At 62.9% G+C, this 19,485-nt stretch carries 15 protein-coding genes; 7 read left to right on the top strand and 8 right to left on the bottom strand.

Translation table 11 applies throughout. The features are described from left to right. Positions 1 to 35: 35 nt before the first annotated feature. Genes D4Q51_RS06235 through D4Q51_RS06225 form a run of 3 tightly spaced genes read left to right on the top strand, consistent with a single transcriptional unit; the run spans position 36 to position 2,381 of the window. Positions 36 to 410 (top strand): hypothetical protein, encoded by a 375-nt coding sequence (locus tag D4Q51_RS06235; protein ID WP_162925173.1) that lies wholly within the window; start codon positions 36 to 38, stop codon positions 408 to 410. Further along, a complete protein-coding gene (gatB, locus tag D4Q51_RS06230; RefSeq protein ID WP_120076893.1) occupies positions 407 to 1,906 on the top strand; it encodes an Asp-tRNA(Asn)/Glu-tRNA(Gln) amidotransferase subunit GatB in 1,500 nt (499 codons plus the stop codon). The genes D4Q51_RS06235 and gatB overlap by 4 nt, the downstream gene beginning before the upstream one ends. A 10-nt stretch (positions 1,907 to 1,916) precedes the next feature. After that, complete coding sequence (locus D4Q51_RS06225) at positions 1,917 to 2,381, top strand: tRNA (cytidine(34)-2'-O)-methyltransferase (protein ID WP_120076892.1); 465 nt, start codon at positions 1,917 to 1,919, stop codon at positions 2,379 to 2,381. A gap of 6 nt (positions 2,382 to 2,387) precedes the next feature. On the opposite strand, the gene D4Q51_RS06220 is transcribed toward D4Q51_RS06225, so the two are convergent. Together D4Q51_RS06220 and D4Q51_RS06215 are read right to left on the bottom strand one after the other, a co-directional pair. Continuing rightward, on the bottom strand, positions 2,388 to 2,696 hold the full coding sequence (locus D4Q51_RS06220; protein WP_120076891.1) for a hypothetical protein: 309 nt from the start codon (positions 2,694 to 2,696) through the stop codon (positions 2,388 to 2,390). 24 nt (positions 2,697 to 2,720) lie between these two features. Beyond that, positions 2,721 to 5,606: a M16 family metallopeptidase gene (locus D4Q51_RS06215; RefSeq protein ID WP_120077041.1), complete on the bottom strand. Its 2,886-nt coding sequence runs from the start codon at positions 5,604 to 5,606 to the stop codon at positions 2,721 to 2,723. 290 nt (positions 5,607 to 5,896) lie between these two features. Between D4Q51_RS06215 and clpB the strand changes: the two genes are divergently transcribed. Continuing rightward, positions 5,897 to 8,476, top strand: a complete 2,580-nt coding sequence (clpB, locus tag D4Q51_RS06210) for an ATP-dependent chaperone ClpB (RefSeq protein ID WP_120076890.1) — start codon at positions 5,897 to 5,899, stop codon at positions 8,474 to 8,476. Positions 8,477 to 8,495: 19 nt separating this feature from the next. Here clpB and D4Q51_RS06205 read toward each other — a convergent pair whose 3' ends face one another. Beyond that, positions 8,496 to 9,302 (bottom strand): hypothetical protein, encoded by an 807-nt coding sequence (locus D4Q51_RS06205; protein ID WP_120076889.1) that lies wholly within the window; start codon positions 9,300 to 9,302, stop codon positions 8,496 to 8,498. Between the two features lie 111 nt (positions 9,303 to 9,413). Next, positions 9,414 to 12,845, bottom strand: coding sequence for a TonB-dependent receptor domain-containing protein (locus tag D4Q51_RS06200; protein WP_162925171.1), 3,432 nt, complete (start codon positions 12,843 to 12,845; stop codon positions 9,414 to 9,416). A gap of 304 nt (positions 12,846 to 13,149) precedes the next feature. On the opposite strand from D4Q51_RS06200, the gene D4Q51_RS06195 reads away from it, so the two are divergent. The 3 genes from D4Q51_RS06195 to D4Q51_RS06185 are packed head-to-tail and all read left to right on the top strand — an operon-like array spanning position 13,150 to position 15,361. After that, the gene (locus D4Q51_RS06195) at positions 13,150 to 13,935 is read left to right on the top strand and encodes an SDR family NAD(P)-dependent oxidoreductase (RefSeq protein ID WP_120076888.1); all 786 of its coding nucleotides are present in this window, start codon (positions 13,150 to 13,152) and stop codon (positions 13,933 to 13,935) included. A 14-nt stretch (positions 13,936 to 13,949) separates the two neighbouring features. Continuing rightward, positions 13,950 to 14,837, top strand: coding sequence for an S-methyl-5'-thioadenosine phosphorylase (gene mtnP / locus D4Q51_RS06190; protein WP_120076887.1), 888 nt, complete (start codon positions 13,950 to 13,952; stop codon positions 14,835 to 14,837). 47 nt (positions 14,838 to 14,884) lie between these two features. Next, positions 14,885 to 15,361, top strand: coding sequence for a MarR family winged helix-turn-helix transcriptional regulator (locus D4Q51_RS06185; protein ID WP_120076886.1), 477 nt, complete (start codon positions 14,885 to 14,887; stop codon positions 15,359 to 15,361). A gap of 102 nt (positions 15,362 to 15,463) precedes the next feature. On the opposite strand, the gene D4Q51_RS06180 is transcribed toward D4Q51_RS06185, so the two are convergent. The 4 genes from D4Q51_RS06180 to D4Q51_RS06165 form a co-directional block, all read right to left on the bottom strand. Further along, complete coding sequence (locus D4Q51_RS06180; RefSeq protein ID WP_120076885.1) at positions 15,464 to 16,465, bottom strand: type II secretion system F family protein; 1,002 nt, start codon at positions 16,463 to 16,465, stop codon at positions 15,464 to 15,466. Positions 16,466 to 16,484: 19 nt separating this feature from the next. Then, positions 16,485 to 17,456 (bottom strand): type II secretion system F family protein, encoded by a 972-nt coding sequence (locus D4Q51_RS06175; protein ID WP_120076884.1) that lies wholly within the window; start codon positions 17,454 to 17,456, stop codon positions 16,485 to 16,487. Between the two features lie 79 nt (positions 17,457 to 17,535). Further along, on the bottom strand, positions 17,536 to 18,831 hold the full coding sequence (locus D4Q51_RS06170) for a pilus assembly protein CpaE (protein ID WP_120076883.1): 1,296 nt from the start codon (positions 18,829 to 18,831) through the stop codon (positions 17,536 to 17,538). A gap of 3 nt (positions 18,832 to 18,834) precedes the next feature. Beyond that, on the bottom strand, positions 18,835 to 19,473 hold the full coding sequence (locus D4Q51_RS06165) for a CpaD family pilus assembly protein (RefSeq protein WP_120077039.1): 639 nt from the start codon (positions 19,471 to 19,473) through the stop codon (positions 18,835 to 18,837). Positions 19,474 to 19,485: the final 12 nt, after the last annotated feature.

The following is a 19,485-nucleotide window of genomic DNA, read 5'->3' as shown; positions in this document are numbered from 1 at the left end:
CGGGTGATGGCGGTGACTTGGCAGGGGTTCAGAGGGTGATCACTTTCGAGTGGATTGCTCTGGGATTGATAATCTTCGGGATGGTGATTCCGTTCTGGATGCTGGTCATCATCACGATCATGGCCGTTGAGGGAAACAGGAAGAGGGACAAGTCTGGAAACACTTCCTATGTCCACGATTACGCCCGTCTCGTGAAATCGATGAATGAAGACCTGAAGTCTGGAGACGGAAAGTTTAATGGCCCGGCCATGATCGCGTATTTAAGAGACCTCCGCGATTACCCGCAATACAGAGAGCCGACACTGTTATTTCTCGAAGAAATCTCGATTACAGGCAGCGGGAAATTTGATGAGGTATGCAAGGCCGAACTGAAGAGCCTTGAGACATATTTGTTAGGGTTGACGAAATGAGCAATTACCGTGTCCAGGGCGCAACCGGTGAGTGGGAGGTCGTGATCGGCCTCGAAGTTCATGCGCAGGTTACCAGCAAGGCCAAGCTGTTCTCCGGAGCCAGCACGGCTTTCGGGGCGGAGCCGAACACACAGGTCAGCCTGATCGACGCCGCGATGCCGGGAATGCTGCCCGTGCCAAACCGCGAGTGCATCCGCCAGGCGGTGCGTACCGGCATGGCGATCGAGGCGCAGATCAACGCGTGGAGCCGGTTCGACCGCAAGAACTATTTCTATGCCGACCTGCCGCAGGGCTACCAGATCAGCCAGCTCTATCACCCGCTGGTGGGCGAGGGGCAGCTGGTGATCGAGGCGGACGAGAAGGCCGGTATTCCCGAGGACAAGGTCATCCGCATCGAGCGCATCCATGTGGAGCAGGACGCGGGCAAGCTGATGCACGACCAGCACCCGACCATGTCCTATGTCGACCTCAACCGCACCGGTGTGGCGCTGATGGAAATCGTCAGCCGCCCGGACATGACGTCGCCCGCCGAGGCCGGGGCCTATATCCGCAAGCTGCGCGCCATCCTGCGTTATGTCGGATCGTGCGACGGCAACATGGAGGAAGGCTCCATGCGCGCGGACGTGAACGTGTCGGTGCGCAAGGTTGGCGACACCGAGCTTGGCACACGGACCGAGACGAAGAACGTCAATTCCGTGCGCTTTGTCATGCAGGCGATCGAGCACGAGGTGCAGCGCCAGATCGACGTGCTGGAAGACGGTGGCCAGATCGTGCAGGAGACACGTCTGTTCGATCCGAACACCGGCACCACCCGCTCGATGCGCTCCAAAGAGGACGCGCACGACTATCGCTACTTCCCCGATCCCGACCTGCTGCCGCTGGTGCTGGAGCAGGACTTCCTCGACGAATGCCGCGCCTCGCTACCGGAACTGCCGGATGCCAAGCGCGCGCGCTACGAGAACGAACTGGGTCTGACGCCCTACAACGCTCGCGAACTGACGGCAGAGGTGGAAACCTTTGCCCGGTTCGAGACGTTGCTGGCCGTCGCCGCCAAGGCCATCGGCAAGCCGGAGAACAAGGTTGCGACGCAGGTGGCCAACTGGTCGCTTTCCGTCGCGCCGGGAGTGGTGAAGTCCTTGGGTGACGAAGCCGACATGGCCAACGCCACGGCAGAGCGGCAGGCCGCAATCCTCGCCATGCAGGACAAGGGCGAGATTTCCGGCGGGCAGGCCAAGGAAATCTACGAGATCGTCCTCAAGGAAGGCCGCGAGCCTGACGAGATCGCCGATACCGAGGGCCTGAAACAGGTCAGCGACACCGGCGCGATCGAGGCTGCGATCGACGAGATCATCGCGAACAACGACGACAAGGTGGAAGAGTATCGCGGCGGCAAGGACAAGCTGTTCGGCTTCTTCGTCGGCCAGACGATGAAGGCGATGCAGGGCAAGGCCAACCCGGCGGTGGTGAACCAGATCCTGAAGGACAAGCTGGGCTAGGGCAGGCTGCATGGCCGCCCGCCCCACCATCGTTCTCGTCCATCCGGAAATCCCGCATAACACCGGCGCGGTCGGGCGCACCTGCGTGGCACTGGACATGGAACTGGTGCTTATCAGGCCCTATGGCTTTACCCTCAGCGACCGGCACCTGAAGCGTTCCGGACTCGATTACTGGCAGCACGTGCGGCTCAGCGAATTTGCGGATTTGGACGCGTTTCTGGAGGAACGACGCCCGCGGGCAGGGCAGATGTTCCTGTTCGAGGACGATGCGCCGACGAGCTTCTACGAGCCCGACTACCCGGACGATGCAATCCTCGTTTTCGGCAGCGAAACGAAGGGGCTCCCATCCGCAATTCGCGAGCGGCACCGGACGTGCGAGGTCAGCCTGCCGATGCGGTCCGACCACATCCGCTCGCTCAACCTCGCCAATACGGTGACGGCAGCGGCCTATCAGGCGCTGCGCGGAAAGTTCTGACGCGCGTCAGCCTTGGCGCTGGGCGGTGAAGGGCATGGTGCCCATGATGCCGGCCTTGATGGAGCCGGTCACGGCGTCGCCATCCACGGTCGCCTCGCAATCCAGCGTCATCGGCATGGGCATACCCATCTTCATCTTCCAGGTGAGCGTATCGCCGCTGATCGTGCCGTCCTGCACGTCCATCGTGCCCATGCCGCCCGAAAGCTGGCCGGTGAAGGTCTCTCCATCGGGGCCGGGGACCACGGTGAAAGTGCCGGTCTGCTCTCCCATCGGGGACTGCGCGACGAAATCGTAGGTACCACCCACTTCGGACATTGGTAATTCTCCTCTGGGGCAGACCTACAGGCTGTCCGCCTCGACATAAGTCACATCGATATCGAGGTTTTCCAGCTGCGGTTCAACCGTTTCCCGGTCGCCCACCACCACGATGGTGATGTTTTCCGGTTGCAGGTAGTCGCGCGCGGCGGCGTTGATGTCTTCCGCGTCGATGGCGCTGTAGAGCTGCGGCAGTAGCGTCTGGTAGCGGTCGTCGCGTCCGGCGTTCTGGTTGGAAAGCAGCGCGCTCAAGACCTGGCCGTTGGTTTCGAAACGGTTCGGCAGGTTGCGCACGTTGCCATCGGTTACGCGTTGGAGTTCCACCGCATCGACGGGTCGGCTGGCAGGGAAGGCTTCGAGCTGGTCGAGGATGACCTCGATCGAATCCGCCGTCCGGTCCGCCTGCACCTGCGTGGCGATGCGGAAGATGCGCGGTCCCTGCACGTTCGGCAGGCTCGATCCGATGCCGTAGGTCCAGCCCTTCGTTTCGCGCAGGTCGTTGTTCAGGCGCGAGAGGAAGCCGCTGCCGATCACTTCGTTGGCAAGGTCCAGCGCCTCCATGCCGGGCTGCCAGCCCGCGATGCGCGCCGGACGACCGAGGACGAGGTAGCTGGAAGGCGAATTGGGGCGATTGACCACGACGACGCGCGGTGCGTTGGCAAGCGCGGGGGTCTGATCGACATCCTTGGCCGGAACGGGCGTTGCCGGATCCTGCCAGTCGCCCAGCGTCGCTTCCAGGGCGGCGACCAGTTCGGTCATGGTAACATCGCCGACGGCCGTGATCGTCGCCGTGGCGGGACGAATCCACTCGGCGTGCTCTGCCACCACGTCTGCACGGGTCAGCGCGCCGATCACCTCCGCATCGCCCGTGGTGGAGGCGTAGGCGTAGGGATGCGTCTGGCCATAGACGAGCGGCATGAAAGCGCGGTTCGCCAGGCCTGCGGGCGAGGAAAGCTCCTGCGCGACGGCAGCCATCCGCTGGCTCTTCACCCGCTCCATTGCATCGGGCGCGAAGGCCGGGTTGCGGACCACGTCCGCCAGCAGTTCAAGCGAGGGCTGGAGGTTCGGGCTGAGCGCCGAGAGGAAGGCCGCGGTCGTTTCCGACCCGGCATCGAAGCTGAGCGATGCGCCCAGCGTTTCCTGCTCCACCGCGATATCCAGCGCGCTGCGCGTCGTGGTGCCTTCGGAGAGCAGGTCGACCATGGTGGCGTGAGTGCCGTATTGCCCGGCGGGATCGACCACCGAGCCCGCATCGAAGGTGAGGGCCAGCGAGACCTTGGGCACCGATGCGCGGCGCGCCAGCACCACCTCGATACCGTTCGAAAGCGTTGCGCGCTCCACTTCGGGGAAAGTGAGTTCGCCCACGGGTTCGGGCGTGGGCAAGGGAATTTCAGGGCCGGTGCGCGTCACTTCGATATCTGCGCCCGTGTCCGGCTCGGGTGCGGGTGTCAGGTGCTCGTCGCCCCAACCGCCCATGTTGCCGCCATCCAGCGTGCGCTCTCCCGGCACCACGGCAAGGTTGTAGGCAGGGCGCGAAAGCCAGCGTTCCATTGCTGCACGCACGTCCTCGGGTGAGAGCGCGGCCATGCGCTCAAGCTCGGTGCGGTAGAAATCGGCATCGCCGGTGTAGAGCAGACCTTCTGCAAGGATCGAGCCCTTGCCGCCGAAGCCGCCGATCCGCTCCAGCGAACCCACGAGGCTGGAGGCGATCTGCGTCGTCGCGCGGTCCAGTTCGTCCTGCGTCGGTCCTTCGGCGATCAGGCGCGCGATTTCCGCTTCGAGCAGGGCCTGCGCCTCGTCCTGCGACTTGTCGGGGCGCACCTGGACGTATGTCTGCGCATAGCCGATCTGCGCGTAGGCCTGATAGGCGCCGGAAACGCTGGTCGCCAGTTCGGCGCCGCGCACCATCGCATTGTCGAGGCGCGAGGAGGCGAGACCGCCGAGGATGTACATGCCCACCTGCAGCGGCACGGCGTCGGGATGCTGCATGTCCGGCCCCGTCCACGCGCGCACCAGCAGCACCTGCGGCACCTGGTCGGTCATGGTGTCGGAGCGCGGCTGAGCCAGCGTAACCGGCCCTGCATCGAACTGCTCGACCTCCGGCCCGCGCGGGATTGCGCCGAACCAGCGTTCCACCATCGGACGTGCGGTTTCCGCATCGATATCGCCGGTGAGCGAGAGGACCACGTTGTTCGGTCCGTAGTTGTCGGTGAACCACTCGCGCACGTCCAGCAGGCTGGCGGCGGACAAGTCCGCCATCGAACCGATGACGGAGTGGCGATAGGGATGGCCGACCGGCAGCAGCCCTTCGGACAGCTGGTAGTCGATGAGGCCGTAGGGCTGGTTATCGCCCTGACGTTTCTCGTTCTGCACCACGGCGCGCTGGTTATCCAGCCGCTCCTGCGTGACGGCGCCCAGCAGGTAGCCCATGCGGTCCGCTTCCATCATCAGCGCGAGGTCCAGCGCGCCAGTGGGGACCGTCTCGACATAATTGGTGCGGTCGTAACTGGTCGAGCCGTTCGTCCCGGTGGAGCCTGCGGCTTCCAGCGGAATGTCGAAATTCTCCACGTTCTCGCTGCCGGTGAACATGATGTGTTCGAACAGGTGCGCAAACCCGGTGCGGCCGCGCGGCTCGTGCTTTGAGCCCACACGGTAGTAAACCGTCACGCCCACCAGCGGCGACTTTCGGTCGGTATGGACGATGGTGGTGAGACCGTTGTCGAGCGTGAACGTCTCGTAGGGAATGTCCACCGCGGCGATGATGTCGTCCAGCGAGGCGATCTGCGGATCGGCCTCGAAAGTCAGCGCCGCTGCCGTATCGGCAGGCGCGGTGGCGGTGGTGGAACAGCCTGCCAGCACGAGGGCGGCGGCAAGGGGAGCTAGCGTGCGAAGCGCGAGGGACCTTTTCATGTGAAACGGGATAGCACGCCGCGCCTCGAACGAAAGGCGTTTCATCGCAAGGCCATGCAGTTCGTCGAAGCCTGTCGGCGGTCTGCCAAGCCGGCCAAGGCGTGGGCGTCTTGTCCTCGATCAATGACGCGGGATGGGGGCGGGCTAGCCCTATTGAAACTTAGCAAGCATGATCGCATGTGAAAGCGGCAGGTGGGTTAAAGTGGGATAAGAAAATTGCGGCCACGCCACACTTGTGTTGCATCGATGCAACACTATCTTGTGCGGGAACCTGAATTGAGGGGCAAGGAATGAACCTGGAAAAATTTACCGACCGCGCCAAGGGTTTCCTGCAGAGCGCGCAAACCGTTGCCATCCGTAACAGCCATCAGCGCATCAGCCCGGAGCATATCCTGAAGGCCTTGCTGGAGGACGAGGAGGGCATGGCATCCGGCCTGATCCAGCGCGCCGGTGGTGATCCGTTGAAGGCCGTGCAGCAGGTCGATGCCCTGCTGGCCAAGATACCTGCCGTCAGCGGCGGCGGGGCACAGCAGACCCCCGGCCTCGATAACGACGCCGTGCGCGTTCTAGACCAGGCGGAACAGGTCGCCGAGAAGGCAGGCGACAGCTACGTGACCGTGGAACGCCTGCTGCTGGCGCTCACGCTGGCGCGGCAGACCAAGGCGAGCCAGGCGCTGGCCGATGCTGGGCTGACCGCAGAGGCACTCAACAGCGCGATCAACGAACTGCGCAAGGGCAAGACGGCGGACACCGCCAATGCGGAAGCCGCCTACGACGCGATGAAGAAGTACGCGCAGGACCTGACGCAAAGAGCGCGCGACGGCAAGCTGGACCCGGTGATCGGCCGCGACGAGGAGATTCGCCGTACCGTGCAGATCCTTGCCCGCCGCACCAAGAACAACCCCGTCCTGATAGGCGAGCCCGGCACCGGCAAGACCGCGATTGCGGAAGGTCTCGCGCTGCGCATCGCCAACGGCGACGTGCCCGACAGCCTGAAGGACAGGCGACTGATGGCGCTCGACATGGGCAGCCTGATCGCCGGCGCAAAATATCGCGGCGAGTTCGAGGAGCGGTTGAAGGCCGTTCTCGACGAGGTGAAGGGCGCAGAGGGCGAGATCATCCTGTTCATCGACGAGATGCACACCCTGATCGGCGCCGGTGCCAGCGAAGGCAGCATGGATGCCAGCAACCTGCTGAAGCCCGCGCTGGCCCGCGGCGAACTGCACTGCATCGGCGCGACCACGCTGGATGAATACCAGAAGTACGTGGAGAAGGACGCGGCCTTGCAGCGTCGTTTCCAGCCGGTATTCGTGGACGAACCGAGCGTGGAGGACACCATTTCCATCCTGCGCGGGATCAAGGAAAAGTACGAGCTGCACCACGGCGTGCGCATCACCGATGCCGCGATCGTCGCCGCTGCCCAGCTTTCCGAACGCTACATTTCCGATCGCTTCCTGCCGGACAAGGCCATCGACCTGATGGACGAGGCCGCCAGCCGCATTCGCATGGAAGTGGAATCGAAGCCCGAGGAAATCGAGGCGCTCGACCGGCGGATCATCCAGTTGAAGATCGAGGAATCCGCGCTTGCCAAGGAAAGCGATACGGCCTCCAAGGATCGCCTCGCCAACCTGCGCGAGGAACTGGCCAATCTCGAACAGCAATCGAGCGAACTGACCACCCGCTGGCAGAACGAGCGCGACAAGATCCATGCCGAGGCGCGGATCAAGGAAGAGCTGGACCAGGCGAAAATCGAGCTGGAACAGGCTCAGCGTGCAGGCGATCTCGCGAAAGCGGGCGAACTTTCCTACGGGCGCATCCCGCAGCTGGAAAAGCAGCTCGCCGAAGCCGAAGGTCAGACCGAGAATGCGCTTCTGAAGGAAGAAGTGACCGAGGACGACATTGCCTCCGTCGTCAGCCGCTGGACCGGCGTTGCCATCGAGAAGATGCTCGAAGGCGAGCGCGAGAAGCTGCTGAAGATGGAAGAGGTTCTCGGCAAGCGCGTTATCGGCCAGGCAAAGGCAGTGGAGGCCGTGTCCAAGGCCGTGCGCCGGGCGCGTGCGGGGCTACAGGATCCGGGCCGTCCGCTGGGCAGCTTCCTGTTCCTTGGCCCCACCGGCGTCGGCAAGACCGAACTGACCAAGGCGCTGGCGGCGTTCCTGTTCGATGACGACCAGGCGATGGTGCGCATCGACATGAGCGAGTTCATGGAAAAGCACGCCGTTGCCCGCCTGATCGGCGCGCCTCCGGGCTATGTCGGCTATGACGAGGGCGGTGTCCTGACCGAAGCCGTGCGGCGCAGGCCATATCAGGTCGTGCTGTTCGACGAGGTCGAGAAGGCCCATCAGGACGTGTTCAACGTGCTGCTCCAGGTGCTTGACGACGGCCGCTTGACGGACGGGCAGGGCCGGGTCGTGGACTTCTCGAACACGCTCATCATCCTCACCAGCAACCTTGGCAGTCAGTTCCTTTCCAACCTCGGCGACGACCAGAAGGTGGAAGACGTCGAGGATCAGGTGATGGATGTCGTGCGCGGCCATTTCCGGCCCGAGTTCCTCAACCGGCTGGACGAGATCGTGCTGTTCCACCGCCTCGGCATGGAGCACATGGCACCGATCGTGGAAATCCAGGTGGCGCGGGTTCAGAAGCTGCTGAAGGATCGCAAGATCGTTCTCGACCTGACCGACGGCGCGCGGGCCTGGCTGGGCCGGGTCGGCTACGACCCCGTCTACGGCGCAAGGCCGCTGAAGCGCGCCGTCCAGCGCTACGTGCAGGATCCGCTGGCAGAGATGCTGCTGGAGGGTAAGGTACCCGATGGCAGCACCGTCAACATCGACGAGGGCGACGGGCAGCTCGAAATGAAGGTCAGCTAGGCATCAGGCTCGGCTGCGCTCAGGCGTAGCCGAGCAGTTTCCTGAGGCCCGGGGCGGCGTAATCGACAAGTTCCTTGTGCTCGTCGCTGAGCACGTCGGGCACCTCGATGGCGATATCCTTCAGGTTTTCGCGTGCCGTGCCGCTCTGCTTGCGGTCGGAACCGATCTTCACCCGTTCGCGCCAATCGTCGGGCAGCGGACCGATGCCGGCAAGGTCCAGCAGCTTGGCGAAGAATGCTTCGGCACCGGGCGTATCGACGTTCTTCACAGCGTCCACCAGGTCTTCGTACCGCACCCAGGTCGATTGCGGCCCGCGCCAGGCGACAGCATTGAGCTGGAACAGCTCGCGCATGGGCAGGGCCTTCTGATGAATGCCGAAGATCATCAGGTTGATCAGGTGATCCGCCGTCATCCCCGACTGCTTGATGATCGTGGAATTGTCGCCGAACTGGTCGGAGACATAGAAACGGGCACGCGCCAGCACCCACGAATAGGGGTCGCGCACCAGAATCAGCTTGCGGCACGGTGCCGTTTCCACCGCCGATGCATCGGAATACATCAGGTGGCCCCAGCTCAACTTGGGTTGCGCCGGATCGAAGGCCTTACGGTGCTCCATCAGGTTGCCCCACTGGATGTAGTGCTTGCCGTAGATCTGATCGAGCGGGACGAACATCCGCATCACGTTCTTGAGCAGGTGAGAGCCGGACTTTGGGATTGAATTGAGGAAGATCGGCTGCGTGATCTTGCGGTGCTGAAACTTCGCGATGTCCTTATCGAGCGTATCTGCCTTGAGCCTGATCGGCGTACGCTGGGGAGGCTTTGACATGGATTTCCTTCGCAAATCAAAATGACGCGCGGGTCACGCGGGAAGCACATAAACCAAGGGCGGCGGGTTTGTCACCCGCCGCCCCGGCTTTGTCGTCAATGGCTGACGATATCAGTAACGAACGTTCAGGTTCACGAACGCACGACGACCAATGAGGTCGTACTGCGAGTAGAACAGACCCTGGCCGAAGCTCTGGGTACCGTCACCACCCACCTGCGACGTGCGCGGCGGACGGTTGTTGGTGATGTTCGACATGCCGGCCGTGATACGGAAGTTCTCACCGATTTCACGGGTGATCGACGCGGCGTGATAGAACTGGGCGTCGGTCGTCAGCTTGAGGCAGACATCGCCCAGCGTCACGTAACTCGGGCACAGCGTGCCGTTGTTTTGGAGGAAGTCCTCGCGGTCGTCGGTGCCGCCGATCACGTCGAGGCCGTAGAACAGGCTCCACGGACCGGTGTCGAGCTGCGCGAAGAAGTCGCCAACGAAGATCGGTTCACCCGCTTCGCCGTTGTTGTCTTCCTCGAACCCGTCGAACAGAGCGATGGAGTCCTTCGTCTGCCAGGTCATCTGGCCCTGAATGGTCAGGGTGGTGTCACCGGCAAAGTCGTGGATGATCCGTGTCGTCACGTCGACGCCGCGGTTCTGCTGGCTGTTGATGTTGAAGAACTGGTCCGCAACGTAAGCCACGTTCTCACGGTCACCGCCTGCCTGGTCGTACTGTGCTGCGATGTCAGCCGGTGCGGTTCCGTTGTCGAAATCGTTGAACCGGTAGAAGGAATCACACAGCGGATCGTCCGGGAAGAAGTCCGAGCTGTAGCAGGAGCTCAGCACGCCTGCCGCACCCAGCTGCGCGATTTCGCCGTTCACTTCGATATCGAAGTAGTCGACCGCAACGCTGAAACGCGTGTTCGGCAGGAAACTGAAGCTCGGCGTCAGCACCACGCTGGCCGTCCATGCACGCGAGGTTTCCGGATCCAGAACGCCCAGACCACCGCCCGAGAGGATCGGGGCCGAGACGCCTGCACCGGTGTGGTTGGGCGAAACGCCGTCAGCCGCGCAGTTGTCTGCGAAGTTCTGGCTGATGTTGCCCTGCGCAAGGTTCAGGCCCCACTGGATACACGGGTCGACAGCGCGCTGGCCGAGGAAGCCGGTCTGGTCGGCAAGGAACTGCTCGAACAGCGCCGGGGCACGGTAGGACGTGCCGTAGGTGCCGCGGAAACGGAGCCAGTCGTTGACCTGCCAGTCGAGACCCAGCTTGTAGGTCCAGTTGCCGTTGTTGGTGTCTTCGGCGCCATCGAAATCGCGCGTTGCGGTCACGTTGGTAACGCGGGCCGCACCGGTGAAGTTCACCGACTGGAAGAACGGAACGTCTTCGAGTAGCGGGATGTTGACCTCGCCGAAGGCTTCGAGCGTTTCGGTCTTGCCGGCCGTCACGCCCGCACCGCCGAAGTTGAAGCCGTTGTCGGCCTGGCGAATTTCGCCCGGAACGTCGTTGATCTCGTCACGACGCGCGGTACCGCCAAGTGCGACGCCGACCGGGCCGCTCCACGGCAGGTCGATGAGGTCGCCGGTGACGATCGCTTCGACGTAGGCCTGCGTGTATTCGGTGTTGCCTTCGTCCCAGGCGAACAGGAAGTCATACTCTTCCTGCGTGTAATCACCGTAGTTGAAGCGCGGGCTGAACCAGTCGACGATCACGTTCTCGCGACCGCTGACCGGGCTGACGCCGCCGGGGCAGCGGCGTTCGCTGTAACCCTTGGCACCGCTACGGAAGTTGGCGCACGCAATGGCGTCCTTCAGAGCGGTCTGGTTGCGATAGGTGCCGTCCGAACGCGACCACTGGCCGTAGATGTCGTAGGACCAGCTGGGGCTGATATCGCCGCGGAAACCGGCAACGGCGCGCATGTATTCCACGCTGACCGAGCTATCCACGAAGGGGTTGAACGGCGTCGGGCTGAAGACGGCCGGGCCGACCCAGCCGGCGGCGTAGGGATCGTAGTCGAAGCCGAATACCGGATCGTTCAGATCGAGGCCGACGTTGCCGATGACCGGAACGCCAATACCATCCGTGTTGAACACGACCTGGCCAGCTTCGTCGGTGGTGGCGAACAGCGGATTGCCATTCTCGTCCGTCTCCTGGAACTGGTCGTAATCGTAGTAGTAGTCGTACACCTCGCCGAGGCCGAACTGGTAGATCTGGCCCGAGGAGTTCACGAAGTTGTCGCGACGGTTATAGAGCAGCTCGGTGTAGAACTCGATGCCGTCGGTCAGTTCGTAGGCCGCGTCCAGGTAACCGCTGTAGAGGTCGGTTTCCGGGATGACGGTGTCGTTGTCCATCAGCGGGTGGTAGTTGTTCTGCACGGCGTCCGACGCCCGATCGTAGCCCACGGCAAACCAGCCGTCGGGAACACCGATCTGGCCCGGTATGGTGCGGGTCGTGCCCGGCAGGTACTGGCCGAGGTTATCGTTGTTGTAGCTGTACTGGTAAAGCGTGGCGGCACCGCTGCCGTCGCTGCCCGGTACGTTCGAGCCGCCCGGAGCGCCGAGGTTGGCATTGCCATCGAAGGAGAAATAGGCATCATCCGTGCCATCGAAGTCGAAATCCTGGAAGCCGGTGATGTCCGTGTACGTGTAATCGTAGGTCCAGACGTGGCCCCAGGTGTTGACGCTGTCGCCCGCACAGGCGAATTCGCCGGAGCGCGGATCGATGAGGTCGGCACGCTCGGAGAAGGTGTCGTCGGTGAAGACGTAGTTCTCCGGGCACCGCAGGTAGCTGCGGTCGCCGCGGGCCAGTTCGTTCTGGCGCTGGTAGTTCGCCGACACGAGGATGTGGCCGCGATCGAAGGTCTTGCCCCAGGTTGCCGAAGCCGACCAGCGTTCGCCACCCGAAGTGAAGGGAACGGAGCCGAACAGGTCGAGTTCGATACCGTCAGTGTCGGTCTTGGTGATCAGGTTAACCACGCCGGCCACGGCGTCCGAACCGTAGATCGACGATGCACCGTCCTTCAGGATGTCGACGCGTTCCACGATCGCCTGCGGAAGGACGTTGAGGTCGAACGCCGAAACGCTGCCGCGTGTACCGGCGGGACCGGCACGGCGGCCGTTGAGCAGGACGAGCGTGCGTTCCGCACCCAGGCCGCGCAGCGACACGGTCTGTGCGCCTACACCACCGTTGGTGAGGAAGTTGGTGGAGATGGCAGCGGTCACCTGCGAGGAGCCGGCTGCGATCGGCGAGCCCTGAACCATCGCGCCGGTATCCATCAGGCCCTGGCGAACGGCGATTTCCGGATCGACGAGGGTGATGGGCGAGGCGGAGGAGAATTCGTCGCGGCGGATACGCGAACCGGTAACGAAGATGGCGCCCTCGGTGCTGGCTTGGCCGGTGGCGCCAACGGGTTCCTCATCTTCGCCGGGCGTTTCGGCACGGATTTCCTCGGAGGTTTCGTCGCCCTCGTCCTGCGCCAGCGCCGGATTGGCGATCAGCGCAACGGAGAGTGCGATCGGGGCGGTAGCGCCCTTCAGAGCAGTTCGAAGCTTCACAGATATTTCCCCACTATGCGACCGGATCCCCCCGGCCTGATGTTACGGAAGAATTCCGTTCCGTTCGCTTGTGTACGACCCCGCGCGACCGGAACGACAGTTCTTGCCTGTTACTGACGTGCGTGAAGGTAGGAGAGGTTGCAATTGTAATTGCCGGTGTTCCACAGAATGTTTCACCCGTGTTGCAGTTGCACAACAATGATGTTTCACCACGCCAGTGACTGCCCTTGACCCTCGGTGGCGGGCGGGTAGGACGTTTGGGTAACATTCGGTCCTTCGACACGAATTTGAGAGAGGTTGAATTATGAAGATCGACAATTCTGTTGCGGCCGTGGTGACGGGCGGCGCTTCCGGGCTGGGAGAGGCCACCGCGCGGGCTCTGGCTGCGAAGGGTGCGAAAGTCGCGCTGTTCGATCTCAGCGACGAGCGCGGAGAAGCAGTGGCGAGCGAGATCGGCGGTATTTTCTGCCGGGTCGACGTGTCGGACGAGTCGTCCATCGATGCAGGGTTCGCCAAGGCGCGCGAGGCGCATGGTCAGGAACGGGTGCTGGTCAACTGCGCAGGCATCGGCACCATCGGCAAGCTGACGAGGCGCGACCGCGAGACGGGCGACATCAGCCACCTCGATTTCGGCCTGTTCGAGAAGACCATCAAGGTGAACCTGATGGGCACGTTCGCCTGCATGGCCAAGGCCGCGGCGGGCATGATGACGCTCGATCCCGTCAACGAACAAGGCGAGCGGGGAGTGATGATCTCCACCGCCTCCGTCGCTGCCGAAGACGGGCAGATCGGCCAGGTCGCCTACGCCGCATCCAAGGCGGGTGTGAAGGGCATGACCCTGCCGGTGGCGCGCGACCTGATGAACGAGGGCATCCGCGTGAACACCATCCTGCCCGGTATCTTCCTCACCCCGATGATGGCGGGCCTGCCGGAAAAGGCACAGGAATCGCTCGCCGCATCGGTGCCGTTCCCCAAGCGACTGGGTCTCCCGGAGGAATATGCCGACCTCGTGTGCTTCATGGTGCAGTCGGAATACATGAACGCGGAATGCGTGCGGCTTGACGGCGCCATTCGCATGCCGCCTAAGTAGAAAGCGCCCGCGCAATGAGCGAATGGCATATCGGGGTTATCGGCGGTTCGGGCCTGTATGAACCCGGCGCGCTGGAAGACGCGCAGGAAATTCCCATCGAGAGCCCGTTCGGCGAGCCGTCCGGCCCGGTCACGACAGGCACGATCAGCGGGGTGAAATTCACTTTCATCGCCCGTCACGGGGCAGGGCATGCGCTCTCGCCGAGCCATGTGAACTACCGTGCCAATATCGACGTGCTGAAGCGCGCGGGCGTGACGGACGTGGTGGCGATCTCCGCCATCGGCAGTCTCAGGGAAGAGCTCGAGCCGGGCCATTTCGTTACCGTAGACCAGCTTGTCGACAGGACTGCGGGGCGCGAGCGCAGTTTCTTCGGGGATGGGATTGTGGCGCACGTGCCGCTGGCCGATCCGGTCTGCCCGCGGCTGTCCGATCTTGCGGCAGCCGCTGCCGGGAAAGCGGGGGCAACCATTCACAAGGGCGGCACCTATGTCGCTATCGAGGGACCGCAGTTCTCGACCCGCGCTGAGAGCCATCTCTATCGCCAGTGGGGTGCCGACGTGATCGGGATGACCGCCATGCCCGAAGCGCGCCTCGCCCGGGAGGCGGAACTGCCCTACGCGTTGATCGGCATGGTCACCGATTACGATTGCTGGCGCGATCCTGCAGGCGACGTGGACGTGACGGATATCCTGAAGGTAATGGCCGGGAATGCCGATAACGCGCGGGCCATGCTGGCACAGCTGGCGGCCGCGCTACCGAAAAAGCGCAAGGCCAGCCCGATCGATACGATCCTGGACACGTCCATCATTACTCCGCGCGAGAAATGGAGCACTGCCGCCACTCTTCGGCTGGACGCAGTCGCACGCCGACTAGTAAATCTGTTTCCAAATACGAAAGAGTAACGCTCGAAACTTGCAAAGACGCGTAAAGTTTCGCAAGGTAGTTGCTTATGCAACCGACAACATCTTTATCGCAGTTTCTGCCCTACCAGCTTTCTCTCGCATCCAATGCGGTCAGCGGGCGCATTGCCGTGGAATATCGGCAGCGTTGGGGGCTTTCGATCCCGGAATGGCGCGTGATGGCTGTGCTGGGAGATGTTGGTGCGTTGACCCAACGTGATCTCACCCGCCGCACGCTGATGGACAAGGTTGCGGTGAACCGGGCCTGCAAGGGCCTGGAAGAGCGCGGCCTGGCGCAGCGCACACCAAACGAGTCCGACGGGCGATCCCACCTGCTTGACCTGACCGACGAGGGGCGGGCGATGCATTCGGAGATCATGCCGTTTGCCCGCGAGATGGAAAAGCGGCTCTTCACCGGGTTCTCGTCGGAAGAGCTGGACCTTTTCCGCACCTTGCTGGACCGCGCGCGCAAGCAGGCAGAAGACCTTGATGCAGAAGAGCTTGATGGCGGTTTCGGCGTAGGGTGAACTGACCACCTCCTTCGCTGCCGATGCGAGCAGCCATGAAAAAGGCCCCGCCGGATCGATCCGGCGGGGCCTTTTCTTCGGGCGATGCCTTGCTTCCCGCGATCAGTCGGAGAAGGCATCCGAGATCGAACAGGCCGCCGGGCCCAGGATCACGATGAACAGCACCGGCAGGATGAACAGGATCAGCGGCACGGTCATGATGGCGGGGAGACGCGCGGCCTTTTCCTCGGCACGCATCATGCGTTCGTTGCGGAACTCGGCAGAAAGCACGCGCAGGGCGGATGCCAGCGGTGTACCGTAACGCTCGGTCTGCACCATCGTGGTCACCACGCCCCTTACGGCTTCCAGGTTCACGCGGTAGGCGAGGTTTTCGAAAGCCTGGCGGCGCTCCGTCAGGAACGACAGCTCGATCGCGGTAAGCGCGAATTCCTCGCCCAGCTCGGGATAGGCACGGCCCAATTCCCTTGCCACACGGTTGAATGCAGCGTCCACCGTCAGGCCGGCCTCGGCGCAGATCACCAGCAGGTCAAGTGCGTCGGGCAGCCCCTTCTGGATTGCCGCCGTGCGCTTCGCAGACACGTTGGCAAGGTAGATTTCGGGACCCTTGTAACCGACGATCACAAGACCGGCGAAACCCATGAAGCGCTTCATGCTGCCCCAGTCGGGGAACATGTCGGTCCAATAGAAGATCACCACGCCGATCAGCCCGAGCACCACAGGCAGGACCATACGCGCAAAGATGATCAGGATAGCCAGTTCCTTATTGCGGTAACCCGCCTGGGCCAGCTTCTGCTGGATCATCTTGACCTGGCTTTCCTGCAGTACCTTCATGCCCTGCAGGGTGTCCTTCATCTTGTCGGTCGTGTCCGTCCGGCGCGTCAGGCTCTGGCGTTTCCTGGTGTTCTGCGTGAGCATGCCGCTTTTCAGTTCGGCGCGCCGATCGTTCAGCGTCTTAACGCGCTTGGCCATCGGATCCTTCACGGTAACCGCTGCATAGATGGCGAACATCATTGCAGCAGCGGCGATCCCGGCCAGGATCGTGCCGACGAGGATAACGTCGACGCCGAGGAGCGTGGGGCCGGATGCGGGAGCGAGTGTCAACATTGGTTCTTTTCCCTCCCGATCAGATTTCGAAGCTGACCATCTTGGCCATGATGAAGGCGCCGATGCTCATCCATACCAGGCCGCCGAGGCCGGTCACGATCAGGCGATCGTCGGTGAAGAAGCCGCCGATGTATCCGGGATTGATCCAGTAGATCATGCCGAACACGATGAAGGGCAGGGCGCCCACGATGTAAGCGGAGGCTTTCGATTCAGAGCTCATCGCCTTGATCTTCAGCTTCATCTGTGCGCGCTTGCGCAGCACGTCGCCCAGGTTCGACAGGGTTTCGGCCAGGTTGCCGCCGGTCTCGCGCTGGATGGCCAGCGTGATGACGAAGAACTGGAATTCGGCCGTGCCCAGCTTGTCGGCGGTTTCCTGGAGCGATTCCTCCATGGTCCGGCCGATCTTGATACGTTCCACCACCGCGCGAAACTCGCTGCCCACCGGGCCGGGAACTTCGCTGGCGACCACGCCCAGTGTTTCCGTCACCGGCAGGCCGGAGCGCAGGCCGCGGACCAGCAGGTCGATGCCGTCGGGGAACTTGGCGTTGAACTGGTTGGTCCGCCGCTTGATGAAATGATTCACCACCATGTGCGGCAGGCCTGCGCCGGCAAGAACACCGATGCCCAGCGAAAGCAGAGCCGCACCCGTTTTGAGGTACAGCAGTGCCGTTAACACAAGCGCGATGCCGAGCGATGCATAGAGATACTGCGCCAGCGACCATTCCATACCCGTGCGATCAAGCCGGAGTTGCAGCGCGGCCAACCGGGAATCGGCCCCTGCGCGGGTGAACTGCTTGGGCTTGCGCGCGGCGATGGCCTTCTTCAGCTGGCTTTCGACCTTGTCGGTCGTACTTTCGGAGTGCCGGTAACGCACCGCCTGAAGGCGACGCTGGCTTTCCTTGGCAGGCGACGCGCCCGACATCAGGACGTAGCCCAGGACCATCAGGGCCATGAGCCCACCGGCTATAAGCAGAAGCTGGACGATGCTCATGGAAACCCTCTTTCAAATACCAATCGTGTCTTGCTCAGGGCGGCGGACAGCCTTGCCGGCAGCCCGCCGATCCCGGTGGCTATTCGGCAGGCTCTGCCGAGGCCTTGTCCTTCTTGGGCGAAGAACCGAGCAGCGACTTCAGATCGAACTTGCCGAGCATCGAGCTCTTCTGGCCCGCTTCCTCGATACTTGCCCCGTCATCTTCGGCGACACCGACGATCATCTTGCCGATCTCGCGGATCGGAGCGACGGTCTTCGAGCTCTTGTTCGCTTCGATGAAAGTCTGGCCCAGCTTGGCGGCATTGGCCGCGGCCTTCTGGTCGAACGCCACCTGGAAATTGATCTTGCGCTCGATCGAGGCTTCGAAGTCCGCCTTGCTGATTTCCGCAGAACCGGGCTGCATCTTGTTGCAGACGATCAGCGGGTGACAGGCAGGCGCATTCTGCTTCAGCCACGACAGGATGCGGATCGTGTCGCGCGCAGATGCCAGCGTAAGTTCGGTGACAAGCGTCACCACGTTCACGTCCGTCAGCAGGTGCGGGAAGTTGATCAGCATGTTGCGCGGCAGATCCACCACGGTCATGTCGAAAGCCTGGCGGAACTCCTCCTGCAACTGCAGGAAGGCGGTACCGTCGGTCATCAGCGGCGAATTGATCGGCGCTTCTGCGGACATGATGGCAAGGTTGTCGTTGGCGCGGATCATGGCGCGTTCGATGAACAGGCCGTCGATGCGGCTGGGGTTCTCGATCGCGTCGGTCAAGCCGCGGCCCGGCTCCAGATCCAGCGACAGGGCGCCGGTGCCGAAGTGCACGTCAAGGTCGAGCAGCGCCGTGGAGCGATGATGTTCGCTGGCGAACAGCCAGGCGAGCGAGGTGGCAAGGGTGGAGGCACCCACACCGCCGCGCGTGCCGACGATGGCGGTTGCCACGTGTTCCTGATCGCTTTCGCCTTCCGCGTTGCGCGGCGAGGCGAACACGGCCTGGGCCTGGGTGAGGGCATCACGCAGCTGGCCAGCGGAAAGCGGCTTCAGCAGGTAGTCGTGAATACCGCTGGCAAGCAAGTCGCGGTAGAGGCGAACGTCGTTCACCTGGCCGACCGCGATCACCACCGTGCCGGGTTCGCAAACCTCGGCCAGGGCGTTGATGTCGTTCAGCGGGTCGCCGCTTTCGGACAGGTCGACCATCAGGATGGCCGGGCTGGCGGCGATGGAAAGCGACTGAATGGCATTACGCAGGCCACCCTTGTTGCACTTCTCGGGCTGCCAGCCCATTTCGATGACAACCGGACGCAGCACGTCGAGCGCACTCTCGTCACAGATGAAAGCGGAAAAGGGTTCGCGGTTGCCCATCGAACCGGTTTTGAATGGCGAGTTCATGGATCAGTTCCCCGATGACGAGACTTGCGGAAGACCACCGGCGCCGGTTGGCTGCTGGTCGCGGAAGGTTTCGATGGCGCGGTTCGAGCTCATGATAACCGTCTCGCCTGTTCCCTCGGCACCTTCGAGAAGGTGTTCGGGATTGGCGACCATGGCGGCAATGTTGCTGTTGACCGCGCAGCCGAAGCCGGCCGACGTGTGGTTGCCACGATCAAAGCCGTAGCTACCCGACCAGTCCGGGCAGCCCGGAACGGAAGCGGTAGAGCGGGTCACGACGACGCGGACACTGCCGGGATCGACATAGCCTTGCGTCACTGGTGCGCCGTCCGCCACGAGGATGCCGTAACGACCGGCGACGGCCGCGACGTCTTCCATGACAGCGGGGTTGGTGACGGCGGTGTCGATGGCAACACGGTCGCCATAACCGAGGTCGAGCATGTCGAACCAGTCGTTCAGGCGGCTTTCTTCCATCGCGTCCAGCCCGGCGGGGCTGGTGCGCAGGTCGAGCACGTAATTGCTGCGTTCGACGACCGGCTGGTGCACCGAGTTGAGCGAATAGTTGTTGCCCTGGATGCCACCTTCACAAGCGGCGAGGCCGAAGGCGAGCGAGATCGCCAGGATCGAACTGGCTGTACGTTTCATACTCTTGTTCAT

Origin of the sequence: Aurantiacibacter odishensis, from assembly GCF_003605195.1 — a bacterium.
Classification (GTDB): domain Bacteria; phylum Pseudomonadota; class Alphaproteobacteria; order Sphingomonadales; family Sphingomonadaceae; genus Alteraurantiacibacter; species Alteraurantiacibacter odishensis.
This window is presented reverse-complemented; position numbering and strand designations above follow the sequence as displayed.

Excerpts from the sequence above, each read along its gene's own strand:
- gatB (WP_120076893.1), top strand. The coding sequence starts at position 407 with ATGAGCAATTACCGTGTCCAGGGCGCAACCGGTGAGTGGGAGGTCGTG.
- D4Q51_RS06170 (WP_120076883.1), bottom strand. The coding sequence starts at position 18,831 with ATGAACTCGCCATTCAAAACCGGTTCGATGGGCAACCGCGAACCCTTT.
- D4Q51_RS06180 (WP_120076885.1), bottom strand. The coding sequence starts at position 16,465 with ATGTTGACACTCGCTCCCGCATCCGGCCCCACGCTCCTCGGCGTCGAC.
- D4Q51_RS06220 (WP_120076891.1), bottom strand. The coding sequence starts at position 2,696 with ATGTCCGAAGTGGGTGGTACCTACGATTTCGTCGCGCAGTCCCCGATG.
- D4Q51_RS06225 (WP_120076892.1), top strand. The coding sequence starts at position 1,917 with ATGGCCGCCCGCCCCACCATCGTTCTCGTCCATCCGGAAATCCCGCAT.
- D4Q51_RS06185 (WP_120076886.1), top strand. The coding sequence starts at position 14,885 with ATGCAACCGACAACATCTTTATCGCAGTTTCTGCCCTACCAGCTTTCT.
- D4Q51_RS06175 (WP_120076884.1), bottom strand. The coding sequence starts at position 17,456 with ATGAGCATCGTCCAGCTTCTGCTTATAGCCGGTGGGCTCATGGCCCTG.
- mtnP (WP_120076887.1), top strand. The coding sequence starts at position 13,950 with ATGAGCGAATGGCATATCGGGGTTATCGGCGGTTCGGGCCTGTATGAA.
- D4Q51_RS06205 (WP_120076889.1), bottom strand. The coding sequence starts at position 9,302 with ATGTCAAAGCCTCCCCAGCGTACGCCGATCAGGCTCAAGGCAGATACG.
- D4Q51_RS06215 (WP_120077041.1), bottom strand. The coding sequence starts at position 5,606 with ATGAAAAGGTCCCTCGCGCTTCGCACGCTAGCTCCCCTTGCCGCCGCC.
- D4Q51_RS06165 (WP_120077039.1), bottom strand. The coding sequence starts at position 19,473 with ATGAAACGTACAGCCAGTTCGATCCTGGCGATCTCGCTCGCCTTCGGC.
- clpB (WP_120076890.1), top strand. The coding sequence starts at position 5,897 with ATGAACCTGGAAAAATTTACCGACCGCGCCAAGGGTTTCCTGCAGAGC.
- D4Q51_RS06195 (WP_120076888.1), top strand. The coding sequence starts at position 13,150 with ATGAAGATCGACAATTCTGTTGCGGCCGTGGTGACGGGCGGCGCTTCC.